The following is a 25,739-nucleotide window of genomic DNA, read 5'->3' on the forward strand; positions in this document are numbered from 1 at the left end:
ATCGCCCTCGCGGGCGACGGTGCCACGCTAGATCGTCTTGATCACATTGAAGTCGAGACCGTCGGCCTCGGCAAGATAGATCGGCATTTCGGCGCGGCCGTCGCGAATGGTGACGGTGCCGCGGGCGCCGCTGTAGACGAGGTTCCGCGCCGCAGCGAACAACGGGCCCGTCGAGAGCGAGCGGGCCCGGTTGGCCGCCGCTTCGAGAAAGCGCATCCCCTCGTAATTGGACTGTCCGACCGAGCCGATCGGCGGCGCGTGCGGGCCGAACATCGCGCGATAGCTGATCTGGAACTCGTCATTGGTGCGCGAATCGACGCAGCCGAAATAGCCCGAGGCGCAGAACAGGTTCTCGGTCGCGTCCGGCCCGATGCCGAGCAGCACGGTCTCGTCCATCGCGCCCGCATAGCGCAGCGTGGTGGCGGCGAGCCCCGCCTCGGCGAAGGCGCGGTTGAAGGTAATGCTGTCGGTGCCGATCAGGGTGATCAGCACGACATCGGGCTGGGCTGCGCGGATCCGCGCCAGATGCGGCGCGTGATCGTCCTCGCCGAGCGGGACGAACTCCTCGCCGACCACCTGGCCGCCGGCCTCCTTGATGTAGCGCTTCACCGCGCGATGCGATTGCCAGGGCCAGACATAGTCGCTGCCGATCAGGTACCAGCGCTGCGCCTTCTTGACCTCGGTGAGCCAGTGGATCGCCGGGCGGCTTTCGGCGCGCGGCGTCTCGCCGATCGCCATCACCCCTAGCGTCCGCTCGCCGCCCTCATAGACCGGCGTGTAGACATAGGGGATGCGGCCGGCCGTGACCTTGCGCAGCGCGAGGCGGACCGCCGAGATGTGCGAGCCCATGATCACGTCGATCTCGTCGAACGCGATCGCCCGCTCCGCGCGGCGCACCACCTCCTCGATCGGGCCGCCGGCGTCGTACATCGACAATTCGACCTCGCGGCCGCGGATGCCGCCGCGCCGGTTGATCTCGGCAACCGCCAGCATGACGCTGTTGGCCGAGATCGGCCCCCAGATTCCGGGCGCGCCGGAGAAGGTGATGAAATTGCCGATTCTAAGCTTGCCGTCGGTGCCGCCACGACGCGAGGAGCCCGGCTTGACGGTCAAAGCGAGATCGGCCGCGCAGGACGACGGATTTCGAAACAGGTGCGGCGGCGCGACGGGCATGCCGCCATACGCCTTGAAAGGGACCGTCGAAAGCACGCCAACTCCTGTCTGGGAAGCAGTACGCAACGCAGCCAGCGGGCGGTCGCGGCATCCGCCCTTTGGTTGGGGGAATATCCTAGGGGAAAATATTGAATATTCAACAATTGAAGTGCATATAGAAATGGCATGAGTTGCCGGACATTCATTCACCGGGTCAGGAACCAGGTCTCACGCCGTGGCTAAACCGCCGAAAGAAAATTCCCCGATCACCGAACACCTCACCTACCTGCTCGCGCAAGCCAACCGGGAGATCAACCGGCAGTTGGAGACGCGGCTGGCCAAGGAAGGCGTGCCGGTCGAGCAGTGGCGCATCCTCAAAGTGCTGTCCGACGGCAACGGACACTCGATGGGCGAGCTCGCCGACGCTGTGCTGCTCAACCATCCGACGCTGACCAAGATGATCGACCGCATGGTATCGGATGCGCTGGTCTATCGCGTGCAGGATCCGAAGGATCGCCGCAAGGTGCTGATGTTCGTCTCCGACCGCGGCAAGGCGCTGTGCCGCCGGCTGAACTCGCTGGCGGTGAGCCAGGAAGAGCACATCGTCGAGAGCTATGGCGACAAGTCGACCACCGAGCTCAAGCGCCTGCTGGAAAGCCTGATCGGCAGCGCAAACTGAGGCAACAGCCTCCGCTACGACGCCACCTCGTCCTGCGCCACCAGGCCGGCCGGACGGACCGGCGTGAGGGCAGCATCAGCGACCGGATGGGCCAGCCGGTTGCCGACGATCATGATCGCGCACAGCACATAGCAGCAGACGCCGAGTGCGAATGTCGTGGTGATGCCGAACTGGATCGACAGCCCCATGCCGAGCACGGAAGCAAGCATCGAGGTGATGCCGTTGGTGCTCCAGAAGAACGGCAGCAGCCCGTCATGCCGCCGCCAGATGCCGAGGCCCAGCGGGAACATCATGCCCATGCAGAAAGCGGGCGGTGCCAGCAGCGCGACCGATACCAGGATGCGGATGTCGGTCGGCGCCGAGCGCGCCCAGGCGGTGACCGCCGGCGTCAGCAGGCCTGCAACCACCAGCGTTGCAACCAGCGCCACGAGGCGAGCGATCAACATGGCCGGCCGTGCAGGCGCGGCACCCACTGTCGCACTGCCGATGCCGCCGAACAGCAGGATCGTGAACAGCACGACGCTGAGCCCGTAGACGGGGTGGCCGAGGAACACCATCAGCCGTTGCATCTGCGAAATCTCGATCAGCATGAAGCCCATGCCGATCGCGGCGAAATAGGCCACCGGCGGCACCAGTGTGGCCACCGGCATCCGCCGCATCAGGCGCCTGAAGGGAATGCCGATGTAGTAGATGCAGATGCCGAGCTGGAAGACGAGCACCCATTTGATGACGGCGAGCGCTGCGTTGTGCCGCACATCTAGGCCATTTTTGACGAACAGATCGCCAAGTCGCCCGGTATAGAAGAAGAATGGCTTGTCGTCGGTCGAGGCCGCGATGTTTTCCGGCAATGAATCAAGGAAGCTCTGGTCGGCCCTGCCCGATAGAAGAGCCGAGGTGACATTGTCATACGCGATGTCAGGCCCGAGCAGCAGCTTGAATCCCTGTGCTTCCAGCCGGTCGCGCGCGCCCTGCCATTGCGCCGCGGTGAACGCCTCGGGCCGGGTCATGACCGTGACGATGCTGCCGACATTCGCCGCAATCACATGCTGCGACAGTTCGGTCATCGGCACGCCCTGATGCTGCAGCGCCTCGGCCGCGATCGCAATCAGGCGATAGAACTCGCCGCGATAGACCGTTGGTTCGTACCAGCGCGACACCGAGAGCATGCCGCCCGGCTTCAGCGCGCGGAAGAAATCGTCCCACGCCTCCACGGTGTAGAGCCGGTTCTCGGTCAGCGTCAGCCCGCCGGCTGCGGTGGCGGCCCAGGTGTCGATCAGCGAGATCTGGATCAGGTCGTAGCGATCGGGCGAGTGGTTGATGTAACTGCGCGCTTCGGCATTGACCAGCGACACGCCGGGCTGGCGATTGAGATGGCCCGAATAATCGGCGAACTTGTCGGTCAGCACTTCGAAGATCGCAGGATTGATTTCGATGCCGTGAATTCGCTGCGCGCCGAAATAGAGGCCGGAGAGGATGTCCCGGCCGCCGCCGACGCCGACCACGGCCACATCGCCCGGCCGTTGCTGCACCAGATAGGGCGCGTTGATGACGTCGTCCTTGAGATAGGAAACCTTGGTCAGATCGCCGGAGAAGCGGGTGATCGGCGTCGCCGCGTCGGCATCGATGTCGAGATAGAGCTGCTCGATCCTGACATCCGGGGTGCGCGAGAAGGACCAGCCGAACGGAATCGAGAGCCCGAGATCGGTCACGCGGATGCGCGAATAGGTGTTCCAGCGCTCGAACAACGTTCCGGTCTGCTGGGTGCCCTTGGCCCAGATCACGCCAAGATGGCTGCCGCCGGTTGCGGCAAGCGCGGTGTGAACCGCGGCGAGCGCAGCGAGACCAAGCGCGGCGTTGCGGCTCAGGCGCACATCGCTTCGGCCTTCGCCGTGACGGACCACGAACCAGCCGACGGCCGCGGCGCAGGCGCCGATCCACAGCGTCGCGCTGACCGGATCGATCACCAGCAGCACGAAGATGATGCCGAGGCATCCGACCGCGGCACCGACCAGATCGGCAGCGTAAAGCCAGCCGCCGACATAGGGCAGCCGGGTCAGGAGAATCGTGATGCAGATGCCGCCCTCGGTAAACGGAATGGTGAAAGCCAGCGCCACCAGGGCGAGCGCAGACATGGCATATGCGCCGGGCACGACCAGCGGCGCATACAGAAAGGCACACATGGCGGCGACGCCGCTGATCGCGAACCGCGCGGCGTGACGGGCAAATTCCGGCGCCACACGCTCCGGCGCATAACGGGCGGAATCCTCATAAACCTTCATTGCACCGCGCGTCAGCCCGAACATCGCGAGGGCGATCGCCCCGAAAGCGAAGTGGTAATGCACCATCACGCTGAAAAAGCGGGTGATGAGGATCTGATAGGCCAGCGTGGCCGACGCCAGCACGAAGATCGCCGGATAGTAGCGGCCGGGCATAGTCGTCGCGGTCTGCAAGGCGCGACCTCCTGATCGAGCCTTGACCAAAGAGACGCTTTGATGCGCGTTGGCGGCTCACCCAACGCGCGCTGCAATACTGAGACACAGAGCCCTAACAAGTGATTGATTGGACGAGCCAACACCGACTTTGGGTAGTGGCCGGACCGGCGGCGGGCTTAGCGCGGGGTTACCCGGGAACCCAAAATCGCGAAAATACCGCCTCGCCGACAGACAGCCATGCCGGGAGGGTCCAACAAAAAGTCCGGTCAACATGTCGGAGTGCCGGTCGCGGGCTCGTCCTCCGAATGCGCGAACACTGCGCGCGGTTCCGGTTCATCCTCCTCATCGATCACAAGGATTTCCCCTGATGACTTCGATCACGCCGTTCCTCTGGCTCGACAACAACGTCCGCGATGCCGTCGTCTTCTACAAATCGGTGTTCCCGAACGCCGAGATCGAGACCGTCAGCGACTTCATGGCGAGTTTTGAGCTCGAGGGGCAGCGGTTCTACGCGCTCAATGGCGGGCCGCAACACAAGTTCAACGAGGCAGTGTCGTTCTTCCTCAGCGTCGAGACTCAGGAGCAAGTGGACTACTTCTGGGAGAAGCTCACCGACGGCGGCCAGGAATCGCGCTGCGGCTGGCTCAAAGACCGCTTCGGCCTGTCCTGGCAGGTGATCCCGACGGCGCTGAGCCGCTATCTCGGCGATCCCGACCGCAAGGCGGCCGATCGCGCGATGCAGGCGATGCTGAAGATGCAGAAGATCATCATCGCCGATCTTGACAAGGCGTTCGCCGGCTGAGGGCGATGGAGCCTCGACGGCGGGCCAGACGCCCGCCGCGTCAGGACCTGCGGCGGCTTACGCGTACCGCCCGTGGCAGTGCTTGTACTTCTTGCCTGAGCCGCATGGGCAATCCTCGTTGCGGCCGACCTTGCCCCAGCTTGCCGGGTCATTCGGATTGCGGTCGGCGGCGGGCATGCCTGGCGCCAGCGAGGCCTGGGCATAGGTGGCCTCGGTCAGGCGGGCCTGGGCGAACTCGTCCTCGCCGGTGTTGGGATCGAGCTTGTGCGCTTCCATCGGCGGCAGCGGCATCGCCGGCTCCTCCGGCGGCACGATCTCGACCCGCATCAGCTGCGCGGTGACGGCCTCGCGCAGATGCGCGCTCATCTCCTGGAAGAGATTGAAGGCTTCGGTCTTGTACTCCTGCAACGGATCGCGCTGGCCATAGCCGCGCAGGCCGATGACCTGGCGCAGATGATCGAGCATGATCAAATGCTCGCGCCAGAGATGGTCGAGCGTCTGCAACAGGATGGTCTTCTCGACGTAACGCATCACGTCGGGGCCCCACTGCGCGACCTTAGCCGCCATCCGCTCGTCGACGCGATTCTCGATGCGCGTCAGCAGCTCCTCGTCGGCGATGCCCTCTTCCTTGGCCCATTCGTCGACCGGCAGGTCGACATCGAGCACGCGCTTCAGCTCTTCCTTGAGGCCCGCGGTGTCCCACTGCTCGGCATAGGCGTGCTCGGGGATGTGCTTGGCGACCACGTCCTCGACGAAGGCATGACGCATGTCGGTCACGGTCTCGACGACACTGTCGTCCTTCATCAGGTCGATGCGCTGGTCGAAGATCACCTTGCGCTGGTCGTTCTGGACGTTGTCGAACTTCAAGAGGTTCTTGCGGATGTCGAAGTTGCGCGCCTCGACCTTCTGCTGGGCCTTCTCGAGCGCCTTGTTGATCCAGGGATGGATGATGGCCTCGCCTTCCTGCAAGCCGAGCCGCTGCAGCATGCTGTCGAGCCGGTCGGAGCCGAAGATGCGCATCAGATCGTCTTCCAGCGACAGGAAGAATTTCGAGCGGCCGGGGTCGCCCTGACGGCCGGAACGGCCGCGCAGCTGGTTGTCGATGCGGCGGGATTCGTGGCGCTCGGAGCCGATGATGTAAAGGCCGCCCGGCTTCCTCACCGTCTTGGCGGGCTTGTTGCCCTTGGCAGGCTCGACCTCGAAATCCTCTTCCGCCTTCAGCACGATCTCGCGGAAGCGCTCGATGTCGGCCTTGATCAGCTCAATCTTCTTCGCCTTCTCGGCTTCGTCGGTGATCGCGGCGGTCTCCTGCTGGATCCGCATTTCGAGCGAGCCGCCGAGCTTGATGTCGGTGCCGCGGCCGGCCATGTTGGTCGCGATCGTGATCGCGCCCGGCACGCCGGCTTCCGCGACGATATAGGCTTCCTGCTCGTGGAAGCGCGCGTTCAGCACCGCGAACAGTTTTGCCGGCTTGCCCGCGCGCGCGGCGGCGTAGAGCTTCTCCATGCCGGATTCGGAGGTGAAATCGATCTGCTTGTAGCCGTGCTTCTTGAGGTACTCGGCCAGCACTTCCGACTTCTCGATCGACGCCGTGCCGACCAGCACCGGCTGCAGCCGCTTGTTGGCGCGCTCGATCTCGGCAAGGATCGCGCCGTACTTCTCATTCTGGGTGCGGTAGACCTCGTCGTCCTCGTCGAGGCGCGCCACCGGCAGGTTGGTCGGGATCTCGACGACCTCGAGCTTGTAGATGTCGAACAGTTCGTCGGCTTCGGTCAGCGCCGTGCCGGTCATGCCGGACAGCTTCTGGTACATCCGGAAATAGTTCTGGAAGGTGATCGAGGCCAGCGTCTGGTTCTCGGGCTGGACCGTGACATGCTCCTTGGCTTCCAGCGCCTGGTGCAGGCCTTCCGAATAGCGCCGGCCCTGCATCATGCGGCCGGTAAACTCGTCGATGATGACAACCTCGTCGTCGCGGACGATGTAGTCCTTGTCGCGCGTGAACAGCGTGTGCGCGCGCAGCGCCTGGTTGACGTGATGCACGACGGAGACGTTCTCGACGTCGTACAGCGAATCACCCTTGAGCTGGCCGGCGTCGCGCAGCAGGTTCTCGAGCTTCTCCATGCCGCCTTCGGTCAGCGTCACCGTGCGCTGCTTCTCGTCGACCTCGAAGTCGGCGGCCTTGGTGAGCTGCGGCATGAAGGTGTCGATGGTGTTGTAGAAATCCGAACGGTCGTCGAGCGGGCCGGAGATGATCAGCGGCGTGCGCGCTTCGTCGATCAGGATGGAGTCCACTTCGTCGACGATCGCATAGAAATGCTCGCGCTGGACCATATCCTCCAGGCGGTACTTCATGTTGTCGCGCAGATAGTCGAAGCCGTATTCGTTGTTGGTGCCGTAGGTGATGTCGCAGGCATAGGCCGCCTTGCGCTCGGCGTCGTCGAGGCCGTGCACGATCACGCCGGTGGTCAGCCCCAGGAACGAATAGATCTGACCCATCCAGCCGGAGTCGCGGCGGGCGAGGTAGTCGTTGACGGTGACGACATGGACGCCCTTGCCGGCGAGCGCGTTGAGGTAGACCGCGAGCGTCGCAACCAGCGTCTTGCCTTCGCCGGTCTTCATCTCGGCGATGTCGCCCTCGTGCAGCACCATGCCGCCGATCAGCTGGACGTCGAAATGGCGCTGGCCGAGCGTCCGCTTGGCCGCCTCGCGCACCGTGGCGAAGGCCGGAACCAGCAGGTCGTCGAGCGTCTTGCCGCTGGCGAGCTGCTGCTTGAACTCGGCGGTGCGGGCCTTGAGCTGGTCGTCCGTCAGTTTGACGATTTCGGGCTCGAGGGCGTTGATGGCGCTGACGCGGGACTGATACCCCTTGACCCGACGGTCGTTGGAGGAGCCGAAAAACTTGCGGGCGAGCGCGCCGATCATGCGAAATTCCTGTTCTTCGGTCTCGAGTTCGGTCTTGGTTCAGTGTTGAATTTCAAGTCTTGGAATACAGCCTGAGATGGTCCGCCGGATTGCCTATCAACTCACCGTGACGCGCTACGGTTCGAGCCCCGGCCCGGAGCTCCTCCGCCAATTGAGTGGGAAACAGGCCATCCTGGGTTCAACGGCGAAAAACGCAGCAAAATAAGCGCTCTCACCGCTGACACGGTCGGCCAGAGATATGGCCCGGTCGGGGGGTTGTCAACGCCGCCAAGATGTCAAGGAATTCATCATTTTGACAAGACTTTCGCGTTGCCAATGTAACACGATTGGGCGAGTGTCCGCCCCGCTCGAGCTTCCCCCCTTTGAGACAAGGATTTTGCATGACCACCTCGCCTCCGGAAACCAAAACCGGCCTGCGCCTCGGCCTCGCCACCCTGGCCGCCACGGGCTGTCTTGTCGCAGTGCTGGCTGCCGGCCTCCCGGTCCGCGCCGCGGAATCCGACCCGGTGCTGGCGAAGGTGAACGGTTCCGAGATCCACGCCAGCGACGTGGCGCTCGCCGAGGAGGAACTCGGCCCGAGCCTGCAACAGATGGACCCCTCGACCCGCAAGGACAACGTGCTGTCCTTCCTGATCGACATGAAGATCGTGTCCAAGGCCGCCGAGGACAAGAAGATCGAGAACAACGACGACTTCAAGAAGCGGCTCGCCTTCACCCGCAACCGCCTGTTGATGGACAGCCTGCTTGCCAGCGAAGGCAAGGCCGCGACCACCGACGACGCCATGAAGAAGGTCTATGAAGAGGCCTCCAAGCAGATCACCGGCGAGCAGGAGGTGCGCGCCCGCCACATCCTGGTCGAGACCGAGGACGAGGCCAAGGCGATCAAGGCCGAGCTCGACAAGGGCGCCGACTTCGCCGAGCTCGCCAAGAAGAAGTCCAAGGATCCCGGCGCCTCCGACGGCGGCGACCTCGGCTTCTTCACCAAGGAGCAGATGGTGCCGGAATTCTCCGCGGTCGCCTTCACGCTCGAGCCGGGCAAGATCTCCGATCCGGTCAAGTCGCAGTTCGGCTGGCACATCATCAAGGTCGAGGAAAAGCGCAACCGCAAGGCGCCCGACTTCGAGCAGGTGAAGGCCCAGATCGAGACCTATGTGACCCGCAAGGCCCAGGCTGACTATGTCGCCAAGCTGCGCGAGGCCGCCAAGGTCGAGCGCATGGACAAGCCGGCCGAGACGGCCAAGGACGCGACGGCGCCGGCCGACGCCGCCAAGGACGCGCCGAAGCCCGCCGACAACAAGATGGCGCCGGCGAAGAAGTAAGCTTCTCGAACATTGTTGCAGTTGCGATGGCCGGGCATGTCCCGGCCATTTGCGTTTTGAGGCGCCCTCGTAGCCCGGATGGAGCGAAGCGAAATCCGGGGGCAGACCATCCGCAGTGATAGCGGCCCCGGATTGCGCTTCGCTCCATCCGGGCTACGGCTTCCTTGAACAATTGATGACACCATCGCAGCCCTCTCCCGCTTCAGCCGACGAGATGTTATGCAGCGCTTCCCTCCCCGTAGCCGGAAGCCTCCCATGTCCACCGCCGTCTCCCCCCTCGCCCCGCCTGACGTTCCCGAGATGCCCGTGATCGCGGGTGTGCGGCTTGCGACCGCCGCCGCCGGCATCCGCTACAAGGGCCGCACCGACGTGCTGCTCGCGCTGATGGACAAGGGCACCACGGTGGCCGGCGTGTTCACCAAGTCGAAATGCCCGTCGGCGCCGGTCGAATGGTGCCGCGCCAAGCTGAAGGGCGGGGCTGCGCGCGCGCTGGTGGTCAATTCCGGCAACGCCAATGCCTTCACCGGCAAGACCGGCAAATCGTCCACCGCGCTGACCGCGCAGATCGCGGCGAAGGCGGTCGGCTGTTCGACGTCGGACGTGTTCCTTGCCTCCACCGGCGTGATCGGCGAGCCGCTCGACGCCACCAAGTTCGACGGCGTGCTGGCGCAGCTCGCGGAGACCGCGACCCCCGATCTGTGGATGGACGCGGCCAAGGCGATCATGACCACCGATACCTTCCCGAAGGTCGCCACCGCGACCGTGAAGCTCGGCAAGGCCAAGGTGACGATCAACGGCATGGCCAAGGGCGCCGGCATGATCATGCCCGACATGGCGACCATGCTGTCCTTCGTCTTCACCGACGCGCCGCTGTCGGCTGGCGTGCTGCAATCCCTGCTCAAGGCCGGCGTCGAGGACACCTTCAATGCGCTGACCATCGACGGCGACACCTCGACCTCGGACACGTTGCTCGCGTTTGCGACCGGCGCTGCGGCGGCGCACGGCGCGCCGAAGATCTCGCGCGCCAGCGACCCGCGCCTGAAGGCCTTCACCAAGGCATTCCAGCAGATCCTCGCCAATCTGTCCGAGCAGGTGGCGCGCGACGGCGAGGGCGCGCGCAAGCTGGTCGAGGTCGTGGTCGAGGGCGCCACGACAAAACCGTCGGCGCGCAGGATCGCGATGTCGATCGCCAATTCGCCGCTGGTGAAGACCGCGATCGCCGGCGAGGATGCCAATTGGGGCCGCGTGGTGATGGCGGTCGGCAAGGCCGGCGAGCCCGCCAACCGCGATAAGCTCTCGATCTCCTTCAACGGCATCCGCGTCGCCAAGAGCGGCGCGCGCGATCCGTCCTACAATGAGAAAGAAGTGTCGGAGGCGATGAAGGCGCCGAAGATCCAGATCAAGGTCGCGCTCGGCCTCGGCAAGGCGAAGGACCGCGTGCTGACGTGCGACCTCACCAAGGAATACGTCGCGATCAACGGCGATTACAGGTCGTAGTCGCTTTCCCAATCACCTCCGTCATTGCGAGGAGCGAAGCGACGAAGCAATCCATCCGTCCGTATGTTCGGTGAGATGGATTGCTTCGCTTCGCTCGCAATGACGGGGTTATTCCCGCCATCCCCGCGCAAAGGCTTCGCCTTTGTCGCTGGAGGTGCGAGCGAAGCGAGCCTCGAAGGATGCACGGCCACGATAGCGCTGCGTGGAGAGAGATGGGGCCGTCGCCCTTCGTGACGGCCGCTTCGCGGCCTCCTCAGGGTGACGTTGGGACAGTGTGTCGACCTTCGCTAGCTCGAGATCCGCGCGTCAGCGACTGCCTTCTTGAACAGCGCGTTCATCGCGTCTGCGATGCCCTGGGTCGGGCTGACCTCGAAATAGAAGCCTGGCGACGCACAGGCCTGCATGTTCTGCGCGACCTGGCTGTTCGGCGACGGGCCGAATGGGCCCTGATTGAACGGATCGATCCAGGTCATGTACCAGTTGTTGGTCGGCAGCTGCAGATAGGTGGTGTAGAGCACCGCGATCTTGATATTGCGCTTCTTGATCGCATCGCAGAGTGCCGGATTGATCGGCGACTGGCAGCGATTGCTGCCGGTGATCGGCTTCAGGCAGCTTGAATTCGGCTCGTCGGCGACCCCGTCGGATACGAAGAACAGATATTTGAGCGGCGCCGACGACGTGCCCGCGCCCGGGTTTGCGATCGCGTTGTTGATCTGGGGGAAAATCGCGGTGAACTGGCTGTCCTTGTCCGCGGTGTAGGAATCGTTGTTGCCGTAGACGCCCATCAGATCGATGTTGCCGGCCGCGGACTTTGCACTCGACAGGCTCGACGACAGCGAAAACAGGCTTCGCAAGCCGTAGGTCGCCGAGGACGCGCCGAAGTCATAGATCGCCATGCGGAACTGGCTCGAATAGGTCTGGGTCGCCGCCGCGGTATCCATCAATTGCTGGGTCGCGCTGCGAAGCACGTCGATCCGCGTCGTGACGCCAAGCGATTTCGCCAGATTGTAGTAGTTGTTGGGGTCGTTGTAGTCGTGGCAGGCGAAGGCGCATTGGTCGTTCGGCTTGAAGCTGTTGCCGGTGGTGGCCGTGACCAGCTTGGCGACGTCCGTCGGCGTGGCGCCGACGCCCATCGACGGCGAATTATCCAGCAGCAGATAGAAATCGATATAGAGCGGCATGTTCGCGGTCGAGGTCGAGGTGCCCGACACCGACACCTTGCTCCGCCCCAACACGCCGAGGAACATGGTCGGGACATCTGCGGTGAATTGGACCGTCGAGGTGATGGTGCTGCCGCTCTTGGTCATGGTCGGCGTCACGCTGGTCAGCGTGAAGCCGTTCTGGTTGAAGATGTTGCCGTTGAAGATCTTCTTCGCGTCGGCCTCGCCGGCCGAAATCTCGCCGTCCGACGTCATGGCGCCGGCCGCGATGAAGCCGGGCGATGCCTTGGCGACCGATCCGACGCTCGCCGCGTCGGCGGCGGATATCAGCTTGCTGCGGATCTGGTTGGCGCGGGAGTAGTCGACCGCGCATCCGACCGCGACCATGATCGGCAGCAGGGCCAGGCCAAAGATCATCGCGATGTTGCCGGAGCGATCGCGGCGGAAACGGCTGACGGTCCGGAGCAAGGTGCGCATGGGTTATATCGGCAAAGAAAATGATGGGCTGATAAATCAGGACCTTCACCCTGCCGGCTGCGCATTAAGGCCGACTTATCGCGAATGCAGAAAAGGCGCGCAGGCACAAATCGTTTGGCTGACCGCGCGTTGCTGGTTAATGAAACCTTGCTAGACAACAAGGAACATTCGTGCTGCATGGCTGAGATCAAGCTGACCCTCGTCGTCGCCTGCGCGCTGGTCGACGCCGACAAGCGCGTGCTGCTGGCGCAGCGTCCCGAAGGCAAGGCATTGGCGGGGCTGTGGGAATTTCCCGGCGGCAAGATCGAGCCCGGCGAGCGGCCGGAACAGACCCTGATCCGCGAGCTGCACGAGGAGATCGGCATCACCGTGAGCGAGCCGTGCCTCGCGCCGCTGACCTTCGCCAGCCATGCCTACGAGACCTTCCATTTGCTGATGCCGCTCTACATCTGCCGCCGCTGGGAGGGCATGGCGGTGGCGCGCGAGGGCCAGAACCTCGCCTGGGTCCGCGCCAGCAAGCTGCGCGACTACCCGATGCCGCCGGCGGACATTCCGCTGCTGCCGCATCTGATCGATCTGCTGCTGTGATCTGAGCTTGTGGTGCGACCGACCCGTCGCCTCCCCTCTTGGGGCCGTCGCAGGGGTGCGCTGAAAAATATCGAAAACAACCCCATGCAAAGTAGCCGGCGGCGCCGGCCGGCGTTCGGCACGACGGCTTGACACGTCGGGCAACTCACCGGCACTATTCCATTATTCCGAAATCATGCGAGCAACCGTCGCGACGGGGTCGGTCGCATATGGCATCCACGGACTTCTGCCACGGCAGCAGTCCCGATGCCGCCCGCGGACATCCCGCTGCTGCCGCATCTGATGGATTTGCTGCTGTGATCTCTTCATCCTCCCCTGGAGGGGGAGGATCGATCCGCATGAAGCGTAGCGGAATGCGGATCGAGGTGGGGTGACGGTCTCTCAACACGGGCACTATCCGAGTCGAAAGACCGTCACCCCACCCCGCCGCTCATTTCATTCGCGTCGACCCTCCCCCTCCAGGGGAGGGTGAAGTGCCCTTCACCGCCGCCTCCAGACTCGCCTTCGCCGAGCCCGGCTTGAGCGGCTTCGGTTGGCTCTCGTGCGGCGCCCAGCCGGAGAGCCAGACGATGTCGAAGGTGGCGCGGATGCGGCCATCGGGATCGGCGAAGCGCTCGCCGTAGATCTGCGCCATCCGCAGCATGGTGGCGCGGCGGGTCGGGGTGTGGCGGCGCTCGCGCAGCACATTGGTCGCGCCCATGCGCCGGAGATCGGCCATCAGCGCGAACGCGCTGGCATAGCGCACCACGACGCGGTCGACATCGGTGACCGGCAGCGCAAAACCGGCCCGCTGCAACAGCGCGCCGATATCGCGCAGATCGGCGAACGGCGCGACCCGCGGCGACACCCCGCCTTCGCATTCGGCTTCCGCCGCAGCAAAGCTTTGCCTGATCTCGGTCAGCGTGTCGCCGCCGAGCATCGCCGCGAGCAACAACCCATCCGGCTTCAGCGCCCGGCGGATTTGCGCCAGCACGCCCGGCAGATCGTTGACGAACTGGAGGGCGAGCGCGGAGACCACGAGATCGAGCGACTCGGGCGGCAGGCCGAGCGCTTCCGCCTCGCTGAAGCCGATCGGATCGACCGAGGCGACACGCCCGAGCAGAGCGTCCGCAAGTCCTTCGCCTGGCGTCCAGATGTCAGCCGCGGAAGAAAAGCTACGCGAGACCGCCAGCAACCGGTCCGCCATGTCCTCGGTGGCGCGCTCGAGCAGGAACGTCGCCGCCCCCTCGCGCTGCGCGCGCGCAAGCCGCGCGCCGAGCAATGCGCGATCGAACAGGATCGGGGCCGTGGCCGGGGTCGTTGCCATCCGCGCTGGTTACGCCGGACGGCCGCCGCAGGCAATGCGCCTTGAGCCCGTGCGGCTCAAACGCTAGCCTCATCAGCCATGGACGCCGAGGCATCACCGACACGCTCCATTTCGGGTCACATCCAGCGCGCGCTTGGCGCGGTCGGGGGCGCGTGGCTGCATACCGCACGGCTTATGCTCGACATCGCGCTGCCGACGCTGTGCGTGTCCTGCCGCGAGCCGGTTCATGGCGAGGGCGTCTGCGCGGCCTGCTGGGCCAAATTGTCGTTCATCGCGCCGCCGTACTGCCCGCGGCTCGGGATTCCCTTTGTCTACGATCCAGGTCCCGAGCTGCTGTCGATGGAGGCGATCGCCAATCCACCGTCCTACCAGCGCGCCCGCGCCGCGGTGCGCTATGACGACGTCGCACGCACCTTGGTGCACGCATTGAAATACCAGGATCGCACCGATCTGGCGCCAACAATGGGCCGCTGGATGGCGCGGGCGGGGAAGGAATTGCTGGAGGATGCCGACATGCTGGTGCCGGTTCCCTTGCATTGGCGACGCGGCTGGAGTCGGCGCTACAACCAGTCCGGCGCGCTCGCCAAGGTGATCGCGCGCCAGAGCGGCGTCAAAATGGTCTCCGAGGCGCTGCGGCGCACCCGCGCCACCGAGCAGCAGATCGGGCTGTCGCGCAAGGACCGCGCCAGCAATGTGCAGGGCGCATTCGGGGTCGCCGATGAACGCAAGGCTGACATCCAGGGCCGTCGTGTGGTCCTGGTCGACGACGTCCTGACCTCGGGCGCCACAGTGGATGCCTGCGCGCGGGCGCTGTTGCGCGCCAAGGCCGCGCAGGTCGACGTGCTGGTGTTTGCCCGGGTTGTCGATACCCACCGCGCTCCCATATAATCTGTAACTTCTGGTTCAACCGAGCACACCATGACCGCTGCCATCGAAATCTATACCCGCCCGGGCTGCGGTTATTGCACCGCGGCCAAATCGCTTCTGGCGCGCAAGAACGCCGCGTTCACCGAATTGAGCGTCGCCAGCAATCCGGCTTTCCGCGACGAGATGTATGATCGCGCCGGCACCGGGGCGACCTTCCCGCAGATCTTCATCGGCAAGACCCATGTCGGCGGCTGCGACGAGCTCTACGCGCTCGACCGCGAGGGCAAGCTCGACGGCCTGCTCAGCAACGGAGGCGGCGCCTGATGAGCACGGACAACATTTTCACCGCCGCCATGGTGCAGATGCGCACCGGATTGCTGCCCGAGCCGAGCCTCGAGCAGGGCACGCGGCTGATCCGCGAAGCCGCGGCGCAGGGCGCCAAATACGTGCTGACCCCCGAGGTCAGCAACATGATGCAGCTGAACCGCAAGGCGCTGTTCGAGCACCTGGCGAGCGAAGAGGACGACAAGTCGCTGCAGGCCTATCGCGCACTGGCCGCCGAACTGAAGATCCATCTGCATATCGGCTCGCTGGCGCTGCGCTATTCGCCGGAGAAGGCGGTCAACCGCTCGTTCCTGATCGGGCCCGAGGGCAATGTGCTCGCGAGCTACGACAAGATCCATATGTTCGACATCGATCTGCCGGGCGGCGAGAGCTATCGCGAATCGGCCAATTACCAGCCCGGCGAGACCGCCGTGATCTCCGACCTGCCCTGGGGCCGGATCGGATTGACGATCTGCTACGACGTGCGCTTCCCGGCGCTCTATCGCGCGCTTGCGGAAGCCGGCGCGTCGTTCCTCACCGTGCCGTCCGCCTTCACCCGCAAGACCGGCGAAGCGCATTGGCACACGCTGCTGCGCGCCCGCGCCATCGAGACCGGCTGCTTCGTGTTCGCCGCGGCCCAGGCCGGCCTGCATGAGAACAAGCGCGAGACCTTCGGGCATTCGCTGATCATCGACCCCTGGGGCGAGATTCTCGCCGAGGGCGGCGTCGAGCCCGGCGTGTTCCTGGCCGAGATCGATCCCTCCAAGGTCGAGACCGCGCGCAAGACTATCCCTTCACTTCAGCACGGCAGGCGTTTCGGCATCGCCGACCCCAAGGCCGGCCCGGAGCATCTGCACCTCGTCCGGGGTTCGGCATGATCCGCTACACGCTGCGCTGCGAGCGCGGCCATCAGTTCGAGAGCTGGTTCCAGAGCTCCGCGGCCTATGAATCGCAGGAGCGGCGTCACCTGATCGATTGCCCGGCCTGCGGCTCTGATAAGATCGAGCGCGCGATCATGGCGCCGCAAATCGTCAGCAAGAAGGGCCGCGAGCGGGCCCAGCCGGCGCCGGCCGCCCCCGTCGAGGCGACGCCTACCGAATCGACGTCGCTGATGATGGCGCAGGAGCGCGAGCTGCGTAGCAAGCTGAAGGAACTGCGCGACCACATCGTGAAGAACGCCGACAATGTCGGCGACCGCTTCCCCAACGAGGCGCGCAAGATGCATTACGGCGATATCGAGCATCGGCCGATCTATGGCGAGGCCTCGCCCGAGGAGGCGCGTGCGCTGATCGACGAAGGCGTCGAGGTCTCGCCGCTGCCGACGCTGCCGGAAGACCGGAATTGACCGCGACCTGGCAGGTCTGGGCGTTTCTCTCGGCCATTTTCGCCGCGCTGACCGCGATCTTCGCCAAGGTCGGCGTCGAGGGCATCAACTCCGATCTTGCCACCCTGATCCGCACCGTGATCGTGCTGATCACGCTGTCGGCCATCCTGTTCGCGACCGGGCAATTCACCCAGCCCGGGCCGATCTCAGGCAAGAGCTGGCTATTCCTGCTGCTGTCCGGGCTCGGCACCGGCGCGTCGTGGATCTGCTATTTCCGCGCGCTCAAGCTCGGGCCCGCCACACTCGTCGCGCCGATCGACAAGCTCAGCGTGGTGCTGGTGGCGCTGTTCGGCGCCGTCTTCCTCGGTGAACGCCCCTCGGCCTATGGCTGGATCGGGATCGCGCTGATCTCCGCGGGCGCGGTGCTGATCGCGGTGAAGGGTTAGAGCATTTTCGCGAACTACGCGGCGATCAGCAGCGCGACGCCGATCACAATCAGGACGATGCCGATCACCTCACGCAGCGAGAACGGCTGCTTGAGCGAGAAATACGCCACGCCCTGCGCGAACAGCACCTCGATCAGCGCGAGCGTGCGCACGTTGGCGGCGGCGGTGAGCGCGAACGCCAGGAACCAGAACTGCGAGGAGAACGCGCCCATGAAGCCCGCGAACATCGAGGGCCGCCACAGGCCGAGGATATTGCGCAGCACGTCGGGCGCGCGCAGCAACAGATAGACCGACAGAATCAGCGTCTGGACGAACAGGCTCCACATCAGCGTGTAGGAGGCTGCCGTCACAAACGAGACGCCGGGCACGGCAATGATCGCGCCGCGAAAGCTCACCGCCGAGATCGCGAACACGGCGGCGGCGCCGAGGCCGAGCACGGTCGGCCGCAGATCGGCGAAGCTCCTCGAGCCGCCCGGCCTGAGCGCGGTGACGACGACGCCGATGGTTGCGATCACGATCGCGATCACCTTAGGCGTCGTCAGATCGTCGCCGAGGAAGATGAAGCCGAAGATCGCGGTCTGGATCGCCTCGGTCTTCATATAGGCCGTGGTCACCACGAAGGAGCGGTCATTCATCGCCAGCAGCATGAAGCCGGTGCCGACGATCTGGCTGAGCGCGCCCGACAACAGCCACGGCCAGAACGACGCCGCCGGCCACGGCACGCGATCGCCCGTCAGCAGCACCGCCAGCGCGAAGAACACCACCGCGAACGGCAGGCCGAACAGGAAGCGGATATTGGTCGCGCCCCAGGTCCCGAGCGGCCCGGTGAGATGCCGCTGCATCGCATTGCGCGCCACCTGCCCGAACGCAGCGACGATGGTGAAGGGGATCCAGAGCGAGGCGATTGTGAACATGCGGGATGAGTGCGCCGGGGCGGGAGTACGCGCGCAACGTGCCGATTGCGGTCGAGGCGGTCAACCGAGCCGGCGCATGACTGGGCTGCGCGACGTCCCCAAGCTCGGTGTCGTCCCTGCGAAAGCAGTGACCCATAACCACAGGAGGAGGTCTGGGGCATGATGGGGGAACGGACCATGACGCCGATTAGGTCTGGCGAGATGTGGAGCAGGACACGTCCTGAACTCAGATCGCGCTCAACAATATCGGCCGGTGGTTATGGGTCCCTGCTTTCGCAGGGACGACACCGGATGTGTCCACAAAAGCTGGGCTAACTTCACTGACCCTAAGCCGTTAGCAAGGGGCACGCCGATACCCAAACTCCCCGTCGTCCCTGCGAAAGCAGGGACCCATAACCACAGGAAGCAGTTCGCGGCACATCAGTCAGACAAGCAGATCGCTCAGGTCACGCCACTCCGGATTTTCGCGCTCGATCAGCTCGATCTTCCAGTTGCGCTTCCACTTCTTGAGCTGCTTCTCACGCATAATGGCTTCCTCGGCACGCTCATATGATTCGACATGGACCAAGCGATAAACGGCGTAGGTTTTGACGAACGACGACCCTTTCCCGTTGCGATGCTGCTCAAGCCGTTTCTGAACGGAATTCGTCACGCCGATATACAGCGTGCCATGGCGCCGGCTGGCGAGGATGTAGACGTAGTACATGCTCGGAACGCGGATCTCGCCCAATTATTTGGGCCGGTGGTTATGGGTCCCTGCTTTCGCAGGGACGACACCTGCCGGAGGGCAACAGCGTCTCACATCGCCGCGATTCACGCCACAAGTTCGCTGTCGTCCCTGCTTTCGCAGGGACGACAGCGGTTATGTGGATGCCAAGAGCCCTAAACCTCCTCCGCCACCACCATGTAGTTCACGTCCATGTCGGACGAGACGGTCCATTTGTCGGCGAGCGGGTTGTAGACCACGCCGGCCTGTTCGGTGACGGTGAGATTGACGTCGCCGAGATATCGCTCGAGCTCGGCGGGGGTGACGAACTTGCTCCAGTCATGGGTGCCGCGCGGCAGCCAGCGCAGCACGTATTCGGCGCCGACGATCGCGAGCGCAAAGCTCTTCCAGTTGCGGTTCAAGGTCGAGACCACCATCAGCCCGCCCGGCTTGAGCATGACGGCGCAACGCTTGATGAAGGCGCCGACGTCGTTGACGTGCTCGACCACCTCCATCGCCAGCACGATGTCGAAGCGCTCGCGTGCGTCCATCTCCTCCACCGTGGTGCAGCGGTAGTCGATCGACAGGTGCCCCTTGTCGGCATGCAGCTTCGCCGCGGCGATGTTCGTGGCGGACGGATCGATCCCGATCACCTGGGCCCCTAACCGGGTGAACGGCTCGCACAGCAGGCCAGCGCCGCAGCCGATATCGAGCAGGCGCAGGCCGGACAGGCAGCTCAGGCTCTTGGCGTTGCGCTCGAACTTGCGGCAGGCGGCGTCGCGGATATAGGTCAGGCGCAGCGGATTGATCTTGTGCAGCGGCGCCATCTTGCCGCGCGGATCCCACCATTCATCCGACAGTTTCGAGAATTTCGCGACCTCGGCCGGATCGACCGAGTGGGCGGAGGCATTGGCGGAGGAATTTGAAAGCGTTGTTTGCGTAGCCATGATTGCGCGCGCCCCTATCGCGCGGTGATTGAACTGCGGAACGCCAAAGGCGACGCGATGGTCCTGATCTTCTCAAAACCTTCGCCGACGCCGCGGATGGTGACGTCGCCATAATTGAGGATGCGCCCGAGGATGCTCTGGTTGACGTCGACGCTCTCGACCTTGTCGAGACTCATCTCGAAGGTGCGCCGCTTGATGAATCCGGTCTTGTGGACCACGCGGAGATTGGTGACGTCGGTTTCGGTCGTCCAGCGGTGGAACCAGGCCGCCAGCGTCCAGTAGAGCGCAGCGACAGCGACCACGGCGGCGGCGGCAAGGCAGGCCAGGGTGAGGCCGTCGACCGTCGTCATGCGCGATGCGATCAGCAGCACCAAGGCGACGATCCAGGCCAGGATTGCCTGCCAATAGAAGATCCAGTGCGCATTGGTGGAATACAGCACCTTCTCGCCGGGCTGCAGGATTTCGTCGATATAGCGTCCCATCCAATCCCGCCTTCGAGTTACCCGCGAGTCACCCTTGCGCCACAGCCCGCCCGCAACCGGCAAAACATCCCCAAAAGACCCCCAAGAGAACCCCAAGAGAACCTGAGGGGACCCCTACCAACCGGCTTGCCCCCGGGCGCGGCGCTATGTATACGCGCCTTTCGGTGCCCGCGCTTGCGGTTTTCGGCGTGGGTTAACCTACTTATCCTCTTAAAGGAATAGACGCGTCGTCATGGGCCGCCTCGTGATGAAATTCGGCGGTACGTCCGTCGCCAATATCGATCGTATCCGCAACGTCGCCCAGCACGTGAAGCGCGAGGTCGACGCCGGCCATCAGGTCGCCGTCGTCGTCTCCGCGATGTCCGGCAAGACCAACGAGCTGGTGGGCTGGTGCACCGAGGCCTCGCCGATGCACGACGCGCGCGAATATGACGCGGTGGTCGCCTCCGGCGAACAGGTCACCTCGGGGCTGCTTGCGATCGTGCTGCAGGGCATCGGCATCCAGGCGCGCTCCTGGCAGGGCTGGCAGATCCCGATCAAGACCTCGGACGCGCATGCCTCGGCGCGCATCCTCGATATCGACGGCAGCGAGATCATCGGCCGCTTCAAGGAACGCAAGGAAGTCGCCGTGATCGCCGGCTTCCAGGGCATCAACCTGCAGACCGGCCGCATCACCACGCTCGGCCGCGGCGGTTCGGACACCTCGGCGGTGGCGATCGCGGCTGCGCTGAAGGCCGACCGCTGCGACATCTACACCGACGTCGACGGCGTCTACACCACCGATCCCCGCGTGGTGCCGAAGGCGCGCCGGCTCGACAAGATCGCGTTCGAGGACATGCTGGAGCTGGCCTCGCAGGGCGCCAAGGTGCTGCAGGTTCGCTCGGTGGAACTCGGCATGGTGCACAACATGCCGATCTTCGTGCGCTCCAGCTTCGACAAGCCAGAGGATATCGACCCGCACGCCAACCAGCCGCCGGGCACGCTGATCTGCAGCGAGGAGGAAATCATGGAAATGCACGTCGTCACCGGCATCGCCTTCTCCAAGGACGAAGCCCAGATTTCCGTGCGCCAGATCGAGGACAAGCCGGGCGTCGCCGCGGCGATCTTCGGGCCGCTCGCGGATGCCAACATCAACGTCGACATGATCGTGCAGAACGTGTCGGAGGACGGCAAGACCACCGACCTCACCTTCACCGTGCCGGCCACCGACTACAACCGCGCCAAGGACACCATTACCTCCGCCAAGGCCAAGATCGGCTACGCCAGGCTCGACACCGCGACCGACGTCGCCAAGGTCTCGGTGATCGGCAGCGGCATGCGCAGCCATGCCGGTGTCGCGGCGAAGGCGTTCAAGGCGCTGGCCGAGCGCAACATCAACATCCGCGCCATCACCACCTCCGAGATCAAGTTCTCGGTGCTGATCGACGCCGCCTACACCGAACTCGCGGTGCGCACGCTGCACACGCTCTACGGGCTGGATCAGGCGTAGGGCTTTGGGAAACCCTCTCCCCTTGTGGGAGAGGGTGGTTTCGATGCGTTTAGCATCGAAACCGGGTGAGGGGTCCACCTCCGCGGATAGAGACCCCTCATCCGTCGCGGACTGCGCGTAGCCGATGCGCAGCATCGGCGTTTCCAAGAACGGCGGCCGCAGGCCGCCTGTGGCCACCTTCTCCCACAAGGGGAGAAGGAAGAGGGCCTCCGGTACCGGTGTCCCGGAGTTAGAATTTCTCTTAGCGGGCGCAGCATAGGGCTGACGCAGACGTTATTTGCTACTGGCAGGCGTTTTGCTTGGCAAAGCGAGCCTCGATTGGCTATACGGCCAGTCAGGTGGGCTGTCGCAAACTGTGGCACAGTTTGTGCGATCCCGAATCGGCGGGAACTGGCGCGAGCGGCGACGCCGAATGACTGAAATTGTTGTTTTTGACGAGTTTTGCGCCAACGGTCGGCCGGCCCTGTGCGCCGGCCTGGTGGGGAGGGACTGAAGCACATGCGGAGCGCGTCGGGAGGCCCCCGCGTCCTGTTGAGACGGCTCCGCGAAACTATGGCGGAGCAAGTCTCCGCCCAGGAACGCCTCGACAAGATCGTGGTGCTGATCGCGGCCAACATGGTGGCCGAGGTCTGCTCCTGCTACGTGCTGCGCATCGACAACACACTCGAGCTCTACGCCACCGAAGGTCTGAACCGCGACGCCGTGCACCGCACCGTGCTGAGCGCGCATGAGGGCCTGGTCGGCCTCGTCGCCAGCGAGGCGACCCCGCTGAATCTCTCCGACGCGCAAAGCCACCCCGCCTTCGCCTACCGCCCGGAGACCGGCGAAGAGATCTACCACTCGTTCCTCGGCGTGCCGATCCTGCGCGCCGGCAATACGCTCGGCGTGCTCGTGGTGCAGAACCGCGCCAAGCGCACCTATGTCGAGGAAGAGGTCGAGGCGCTGCAGACCACCGCCATGGTGCTGGCGGAGATGATCGCCTCGGGCGAGCTTGCCGCGCTGGCGCAGCCCGGCGCCGAGCCCGCCGCGCGGCACTCGCTGCACAAGACCGGCGCGGTGCTCTCCGACGGCATCGCGCTCGGCCATGTCGTGCTGCACGAGCCGCGCGTCGTCATCACCAACTATATCGCCGAGGACCTGCCGAAGGAGATCAAGCGGCTCGACACCGCGCTCGCCAATCTGCGCGCCGATCTCGACCGCATGCTGGAGCGCGGCGACGTCGCCGAAGGCGGCGAGCATCGCGAGGTGCTGGAAGCCTACCGCATGTTCGCCAACGACCAGGGCTGGTCGCACAAGCTGCACGAGGCGGTCGCCACCGGCCTCACCGCGGAAGCCGCCGTCGAACGCGTGCAGTCCGACACCCGCGCGCGCATGCTGCGCTCGACCGATCCCTATCTGCGCGACCGCCTGCACGATCTCGAGGATCTCGGTCATCGCCTGATGCGGCAACTGGTCGGCCAGGACCATGCGCCGACGCGCGAGCAGTTGCCCGACAACGCCATCCTGATTGCCCGCGCGATGGGCCCTGCGGCGCTGCTCGACTATGACCGCAAGCGGCTGCGCGGCCTGGTGCTGGAGGAAGGCACCGCGAATTCCCACGTCTCGATCGTGGCGCGCGCGCTCGGCATTCCCGCGGTCGGCGAGGTGCCGAACGCGCCCGGCATCGCCGATCCGGGCGATGCCATCATCGTCGACGGCATTTCCGGCGAGATCTATGTCCGCCCCTCCGCCGAGATCGAATCCGCCTACGCCGAGCGCGTCCGGTTCCGGGCGCGGCGGCAGGCGCAATATTCGGCGCTGCGCGACAAGCCTTGCGTGACCAAGGACGGCCAGCCGATCGAGCTCCTGATCAATGCCGGCCTGACCATCGACCTGCCGCATATCGAGGACACCGGCAGCGCCGGCATCGGCCTGTTCCGCACCGAATTGCAGTTCATGGTGAGCCCGAGCCTGCCGCGTTCGAGCGACCAGCTCGCGCTGTACCGCACCGTGCTCGATGCCGCCGGCACCAAGCCCGTCACCTTCCGCACGCTCGACATCGGCGGTGACAAGGCGCTGCCCTACATGGAGACCGTGGTCGAGGAAAATCCCGCGCTCGGCTGGCGCGCGATCCGGCTCGGCCTCGACCGCCCCGGCCTGCTGCGCGGCCAGATCCGCGCGTTGCTGCGCGCCGGTGGCGGCCGCGCCCTGAAGATCATGTTCCCGATGATCTCCGACATCAGCGAGTTCGACCAGGCCAAGGCGATCGTCGAGCGCGAACTCACCTATCTGCGCCAGCACGGCCATTCGTTGCCCGAGCGGATCGATATCGGCACCATGGTCGAAGTGCCGGCCCTGCTCTACCAGCTCGACGAACTCCTGAAGAAGGTCGACTTCGTCTCGGTCGGCTCCAACGACCTGTTCCAGTTTCTGTTCGCTGTCGACCGCGGCAATGCCAAGGTCTCCGAACGCTTCGACATCCTGTCGGCGCCGATCCTGCGCGCGCTGCGCGACATCGTGCGCAAGGCCAAGACCGCGAAGAAGGCCGCCTCGCTGTGCGGCGAGATGGCGTCGAAGCCGATCGGCGCGCTGGCGCTGATTGCGCTCGGCTATCGCTCGCTGTCGCTGTCGGCAACCGCGCACGGCCCGGTCAAGGCCTTGATCCTCGACCTCGACGCCAAGAAGGCCGAGGCGATGATCAATCCGCTGCTGGACGCGCCGGTCGGCAGCGTCTCGATCCGCGAGGCGCTGACGAAGTTTGCGGAAACCGAGGGGCTGGCCTTGTAGCGACGCTACCGTCGCCTCCGCCACCCCTTCGCGCTTTCAGCAATTCGAGACTCCGCCATGCTACCCGAAGCCAAACTCGACGTCCTGCTCGCTCATCACGCCTCGCTCGAGGCCGAGCTGCTCGGCCAGGTCAACTCCGATCGCTATGTTGCGATCACGCGCGAGCTCGCCGAGCTCAATCCGCTGATCGATGCGGTGAAGCTCTATCGCTCCGCCCGGTCGGAGCTCGCCGACACCGAGGCGTTGCTGGCCGATGCGGGGACCGATCCCGAGATGCGCAGCATGGCGGAAGCCGAGCTGGAAACGCTGCAGGCGCGCATTGGCGATCTCGAGCAGAAGATCCGCGTCGCGCTGTTGCCGAAGGACGCGATGGACGACCGCAACGTGGTGCTGGAAATCCGCGCCGGCACTGGCGGCGACGAGGCCTCGCTGTTCGCCGGCGACCTGTTCCGGATGTATGAGCGCTTCGCGGCCTTGCAGGGCTGGAAGGTCGAGGTGATCTCGGCGAGCGAAGGCACCGTTGGGGGCTTCAAGGAAATCATCGCCGAGGTGCAGGGCCGCGGCGCGTTCGCCAAGCTGAAATTCGAGTCCGGCGTACACCGCGTGCAGCGCGTGCCCGACACCGAGACGCAGGGCCGCATCCACACCTCGGCCGCCACGGTTGCCGTGCTGCCCGAGGTCGAGGATGTCGACGTCGACATCAAGGACACGGATTTGCGGATCGAGACCATGCGCGCCGGCGGCGCCGGCGGCCAGCACGTCAACAAGACCGAGTCCGCGATCCGCATCACCCATCTGCCGACCGGCATCGTGGTGATGATGCAGGACAGCCGCTCGCAGCACAAAAACCGGGCGTCGGCGATGAACATCCTGCGCTCGCGCATCTACGACGCCGAGCGCCAGCGCGTCGATGCCGCGCGTTCCGCCGACCGCAAGGAGAAGGTCGGCTCCGGCGACCGCTCGGAGCGCATCCGCACCTACAATTTCCCGCAAGGGAGAGTCACCGACCACCGCATCAACCTGACGCTCTACAAGCTGCCGCAGGTGATCGCGGGCGAGGCGCTCGGCGAACTGATCGATGCGCTGACCACCGAGCACCAGGCCGCGCAGCTCGCGGCGCAGGGCGCTGCGGCCTAAGGA

Annotated in this window: 22 protein-coding genes; 13 read left to right on the top strand and 9 right to left on the bottom strand. The window is 64.9% G+C overall.

Annotation, left to right across the window (positions count from 1 at the left end):
* Nucleotides 1-27: 27 nt before the first annotated feature.
* Nucleotides 28-1,209 carry a substrate-binding domain-containing protein gene (locus tag Q0030_RS35675; RefSeq protein ID WP_298378262.1) on the bottom strand — a complete coding sequence of 394 codons (1,182 nt, stop codon included), beginning with the start codon at nt 1,207-1,209 and terminating at the stop codon, nt 28-30.
* Between the two features lie 178 nt (nt 1,210-1,387).
* On the opposite strand from Q0030_RS35675, the gene Q0030_RS35680 reads away from it, so the two are divergent.
* Nucleotides 1,388-1,831, top strand: coding sequence for a MarR family transcriptional regulator (locus Q0030_RS35680; RefSeq protein ID WP_038387042.1), 444 nt, complete (start codon nt 1,388-1,390; stop codon nt 1,829-1,831).
* A gap of 14 nt (nt 1,832-1,845) precedes the next feature.
* Here the strand turns inward: Q0030_RS35680 and Q0030_RS35685 are convergent, their stop codons facing one another.
* The gene (locus tag Q0030_RS35685; RefSeq protein ID WP_298378270.1) at nt 1,846-4,281 is read right to left on the bottom strand and encodes a hypothetical protein; all 2,436 of its coding nucleotides are present in this window, start codon (nt 4,279-4,281) and stop codon (nt 1,846-1,848) included.
* A gap of 349 nt (nt 4,282-4,630) precedes the next feature.
* Here Q0030_RS35685 and Q0030_RS35690 point away from each other — a divergent pair, with 349 nt between their 5' ends.
* Nucleotides 4,631-5,065, top strand: a complete 435-nt coding sequence (locus Q0030_RS35690) for a VOC family protein (RefSeq protein ID WP_298378273.1) — start codon at nt 4,631-4,633, stop codon at nt 5,063-5,065.
* A gap of 57 nt (nt 5,066-5,122) precedes the next feature.
* Here the strand turns inward: Q0030_RS35690 and secA are convergent, their stop codons facing one another.
* Nucleotides 5,123-7,987, bottom strand: coding sequence for a preprotein translocase subunit SecA (gene secA, locus Q0030_RS35695; RefSeq protein ID WP_298378276.1), 2,865 nt, complete (start codon nt 7,985-7,987; stop codon nt 5,123-5,125).
* A 380-nt stretch (nt 7,988-8,367) separates the two neighbouring features.
* Between secA and Q0030_RS35700 the strand changes: the two genes are divergently transcribed.
* On the top strand, nt 8,368-9,306 hold the full coding sequence (locus Q0030_RS35700) for a peptidylprolyl isomerase (protein WP_097671099.1): 939 nt from the start codon (nt 8,368-8,370) through the stop codon (nt 9,304-9,306).
* 255 nt (nt 9,307-9,561) lie between these two features.
* Nucleotides 9,562-10,803 carry a bifunctional glutamate N-acetyltransferase/amino-acid acetyltransferase ArgJ gene (argJ, locus tag Q0030_RS35705; RefSeq protein WP_298378281.1) on the top strand — a complete coding sequence of 414 codons (1,242 nt, stop codon included), beginning with the start codon at nt 9,562-9,564 and terminating at the stop codon, nt 10,801-10,803.
* Nucleotides 10,804-11,090: 287 nt separating this feature from the next.
* Here the strand turns inward: argJ and Q0030_RS35710 are convergent, their stop codons facing one another.
* On the bottom strand, nt 11,091-12,440 hold the full coding sequence (locus tag Q0030_RS35710) for a TadE/TadG family type IV pilus assembly protein (protein ID WP_298378283.1): 1,350 nt from the start codon (nt 12,438-12,440) through the stop codon (nt 11,091-11,093).
* Between the two features lie 177 nt (nt 12,441-12,617).
* On the opposite strand from Q0030_RS35710, the gene Q0030_RS35715 reads away from it, so the two are divergent.
* Nucleotides 12,618-13,028: a (deoxy)nucleoside triphosphate pyrophosphohydrolase gene (locus tag Q0030_RS35715; RefSeq protein ID WP_298378286.1), complete on the top strand. Its 411-nt coding sequence runs from the start codon at nt 12,618-12,620 to the stop codon at nt 13,026-13,028.
* A 430-nt stretch (nt 13,029-13,458) separates the two neighbouring features.
* Here the strand turns inward: Q0030_RS35715 and Q0030_RS35720 are convergent, their stop codons facing one another.
* On the bottom strand, nt 13,459-14,334 hold the full coding sequence (locus Q0030_RS35720) for a methyltransferase domain-containing protein (RefSeq protein WP_298378289.1): 876 nt from the start codon (nt 14,332-14,334) through the stop codon (nt 13,459-13,461).
* 78 nt (nt 14,335-14,412) lie between these two features.
* Here Q0030_RS35720 and Q0030_RS35725 point away from each other — a divergent pair, with 78 nt between their 5' ends.
* From Q0030_RS35725 to Q0030_RS35745, 5 genes are read left to right on the top strand one after another with little or no spacing between them, the layout of a single operon-like run.
* Nucleotides 14,413-15,222 carry a ComF family protein gene (locus Q0030_RS35725; protein ID WP_298378292.1) on the top strand — a complete coding sequence of 270 codons (810 nt, stop codon included), beginning with the start codon at nt 14,413-14,415 and terminating at the stop codon, nt 15,220-15,222.
* A gap of 30 nt (nt 15,223-15,252) precedes the next feature.
* Nucleotides 15,253-15,525, top strand: coding sequence for a glutaredoxin 3 (gene grxC / locus Q0030_RS35730; protein WP_298378294.1), 273 nt, complete (start codon nt 15,253-15,255; stop codon nt 15,523-15,525).
* Nucleotides 15,525-16,403: a carbon-nitrogen hydrolase family protein gene (locus tag Q0030_RS35735; RefSeq protein WP_092120177.1), complete on the top strand. Its 879-nt coding sequence runs from the start codon at nt 15,525-15,527 to the stop codon at nt 16,401-16,403. The genes grxC and Q0030_RS35735 overlap by 1 nt, the downstream gene beginning before the upstream one ends.
* The gene (locus Q0030_RS35740; protein WP_298378297.1) at nt 16,400-16,870 is read left to right on the top strand and encodes a DUF1178 family protein; all 471 of its coding nucleotides are present in this window, start codon (nt 16,400-16,402) and stop codon (nt 16,868-16,870) included. Before Q0030_RS35735 ends, Q0030_RS35740 begins: the two co-directional genes overlap by 4 nt.
* On the top strand, nt 16,867-17,295 hold the full coding sequence (locus Q0030_RS35745; RefSeq protein ID WP_298378300.1) for an EamA family transporter: 429 nt from the start codon (nt 16,867-16,869) through the stop codon (nt 17,293-17,295). Before Q0030_RS35740 ends, Q0030_RS35745 begins: the two co-directional genes overlap by 4 nt.
* 14 nt (nt 17,296-17,309) lie before the next feature.
* Here the strand turns inward: Q0030_RS35745 and Q0030_RS35750 are convergent, their stop codons facing one another.
* The 4 genes from Q0030_RS35750 to Q0030_RS35765 form a co-directional block, all read right to left on the bottom strand.
* Nucleotides 17,310-18,209 (bottom strand): DMT family transporter, encoded by a 900-nt coding sequence (locus Q0030_RS35750; RefSeq protein WP_298378303.1) that lies wholly within the window; start codon nt 18,207-18,209, stop codon nt 17,310-17,312.
* Between the two features lie 424 nt (nt 18,210-18,633).
* On the bottom strand, nt 18,634-18,915 hold the full coding sequence (locus Q0030_RS35755; protein ID WP_298378306.1) for a GIY-YIG nuclease family protein: 282 nt from the start codon (nt 18,913-18,915) through the stop codon (nt 18,634-18,636).
* A 176-nt stretch (nt 18,916-19,091) separates the two neighbouring features.
* Complete coding sequence (ubiG, locus tag Q0030_RS35760) at nt 19,092-19,862, bottom strand: bifunctional 2-polyprenyl-6-hydroxyphenol methylase/3-demethylubiquinol 3-O-methyltransferase UbiG (protein ID WP_298378309.1); 771 nt, start codon at nt 19,860-19,862, stop codon at nt 19,092-19,094.
* Nucleotides 19,863-19,876: 14 nt separating this feature from the next.
* The gene (locus Q0030_RS35765; RefSeq protein WP_298378312.1) at nt 19,877-20,344 is read right to left on the bottom strand and encodes a PH domain-containing protein; all 468 of its coding nucleotides are present in this window, start codon (nt 20,342-20,344) and stop codon (nt 19,877-19,879) included.
* 232 nt (nt 20,345-20,576) lie between these two features.
* Here Q0030_RS35765 and Q0030_RS35770 point away from each other — a divergent pair, with 232 nt between their 5' ends.
* From Q0030_RS35770 to prfA, 3 genes are all read left to right on the top strand, one after another.
* Entirely contained in the window at nt 20,577-21,833 is a 1,257-nt protein-coding gene (locus Q0030_RS35770) for an aspartate kinase (protein WP_298378315.1), read from the top strand.
* Nucleotides 21,834-22,331: 498 nt separating this feature from the next.
* Nucleotides 22,332-24,599, top strand: a complete 2,268-nt coding sequence (ptsP, locus tag Q0030_RS35775; RefSeq protein ID WP_298378318.1) for a phosphoenolpyruvate--protein phosphotransferase — start codon at nt 22,332-22,334, stop codon at nt 24,597-24,599.
* Nucleotides 24,600-24,656: 57 nt separating this feature from the next.
* On the top strand, nt 24,657-25,736 hold the full coding sequence (prfA, locus tag Q0030_RS35780; RefSeq protein ID WP_298378321.1) for a peptide chain release factor 1: 1,080 nt from the start codon (nt 24,657-24,659) through the stop codon (nt 25,734-25,736).
* The last annotated feature ends 3 nt before the right edge of the window (nt 25,737-25,739 follow it).

The sequence above is a fragment of the uncultured Bradyrhizobium sp. genome (assembly GCF_947648125.1).
Lineage (GTDB): Bacteria > Pseudomonadota > Alphaproteobacteria > Rhizobiales > Xanthobacteraceae > Bradyrhizobium.

What these genes read in the sequence shown, in the direction of transcription:
- Q0030_RS35740 (WP_298378297.1), top strand. Translation starts at nt 16,400, where the DNA reads ATGATCCGCTACACGCTGCGCTGCGAGCGCGGCCATCAGTTCGAGAGC.
- grxC (WP_298378294.1), top strand. Translation starts at nt 15,253, where the DNA reads ATGACCGCTGCCATCGAAATCTATACCCGCCCGGGCTGCGGTTATTGC.
- Q0030_RS35710 (WP_298378283.1), bottom strand. Translation starts at nt 12,440, where the DNA reads ATGCGCACCTTGCTCCGGACCGTCAGCCGTTTCCGCCGCGATCGCTCC.
- prfA (WP_298378321.1), top strand. Translation starts at nt 24,657, where the DNA reads ATGCTACCCGAAGCCAAACTCGACGTCCTGCTCGCTCATCACGCCTCG.
- Q0030_RS35715 (WP_298378286.1), top strand. Translation starts at nt 12,618, where the DNA reads ATGGCTGAGATCAAGCTGACCCTCGTCGTCGCCTGCGCGCTGGTCGAC.
- Q0030_RS35765 (WP_298378312.1), bottom strand. Translation starts at nt 20,344, where the DNA reads ATGGGACGCTATATCGACGAAATCCTGCAGCCCGGCGAGAAGGTGCTG.
- Q0030_RS35690 (WP_298378273.1), top strand. Translation starts at nt 4,631, where the DNA reads ATGACTTCGATCACGCCGTTCCTCTGGCTCGACAACAACGTCCGCGAT.
- Q0030_RS35700 (WP_097671099.1), top strand. Translation starts at nt 8,368, where the DNA reads ATGACCACCTCGCCTCCGGAAACCAAAACCGGCCTGCGCCTCGGCCTC.
- Q0030_RS35770 (WP_298378315.1), top strand. Translation starts at nt 20,577, where the DNA reads ATGGGCCGCCTCGTGATGAAATTCGGCGGTACGTCCGTCGCCAATATC.
- secA (WP_298378276.1), bottom strand. Translation starts at nt 7,987, where the DNA reads ATGATCGGCGCGCTCGCCCGCAAGTTTTTCGGCTCCTCCAACGACCGT.
- Q0030_RS35750 (WP_298378303.1), bottom strand. Translation starts at nt 18,209, where the DNA reads ATGTTCACAATCGCCTCGCTCTGGATCCCCTTCACCATCGTCGCTGCG.
- Q0030_RS35720 (WP_298378289.1), bottom strand. Translation starts at nt 14,334, where the DNA reads ATGGCAACGACCCCGGCCACGGCCCCGATCCTGTTCGATCGCGCATTG.
- Q0030_RS35755 (WP_298378306.1), bottom strand. Translation starts at nt 18,915, where the DNA reads ATGTACTACGTCTACATCCTCGCCAGCCGGCGCCATGGCACGCTGTAT.
- ptsP (WP_298378318.1), top strand. Translation starts at nt 22,332, where the DNA reads ATGCGGAGCGCGTCGGGAGGCCCCCGCGTCCTGTTGAGACGGCTCCGC.
- Q0030_RS35725 (WP_298378292.1), top strand. Translation starts at nt 14,413, where the DNA reads ATGGACGCCGAGGCATCACCGACACGCTCCATTTCGGGTCACATCCAG.
- argJ (WP_298378281.1), top strand. Translation starts at nt 9,562, where the DNA reads ATGTCCACCGCCGTCTCCCCCCTCGCCCCGCCTGACGTTCCCGAGATG.
- Q0030_RS35735 (WP_092120177.1), top strand. Translation starts at nt 15,525, where the DNA reads ATGAGCACGGACAACATTTTCACCGCCGCCATGGTGCAGATGCGCACC.
- ubiG (WP_298378309.1), bottom strand. Translation starts at nt 19,862, where the DNA reads ATGGCTACGCAAACAACGCTTTCAAATTCCTCCGCCAATGCCTCCGCC.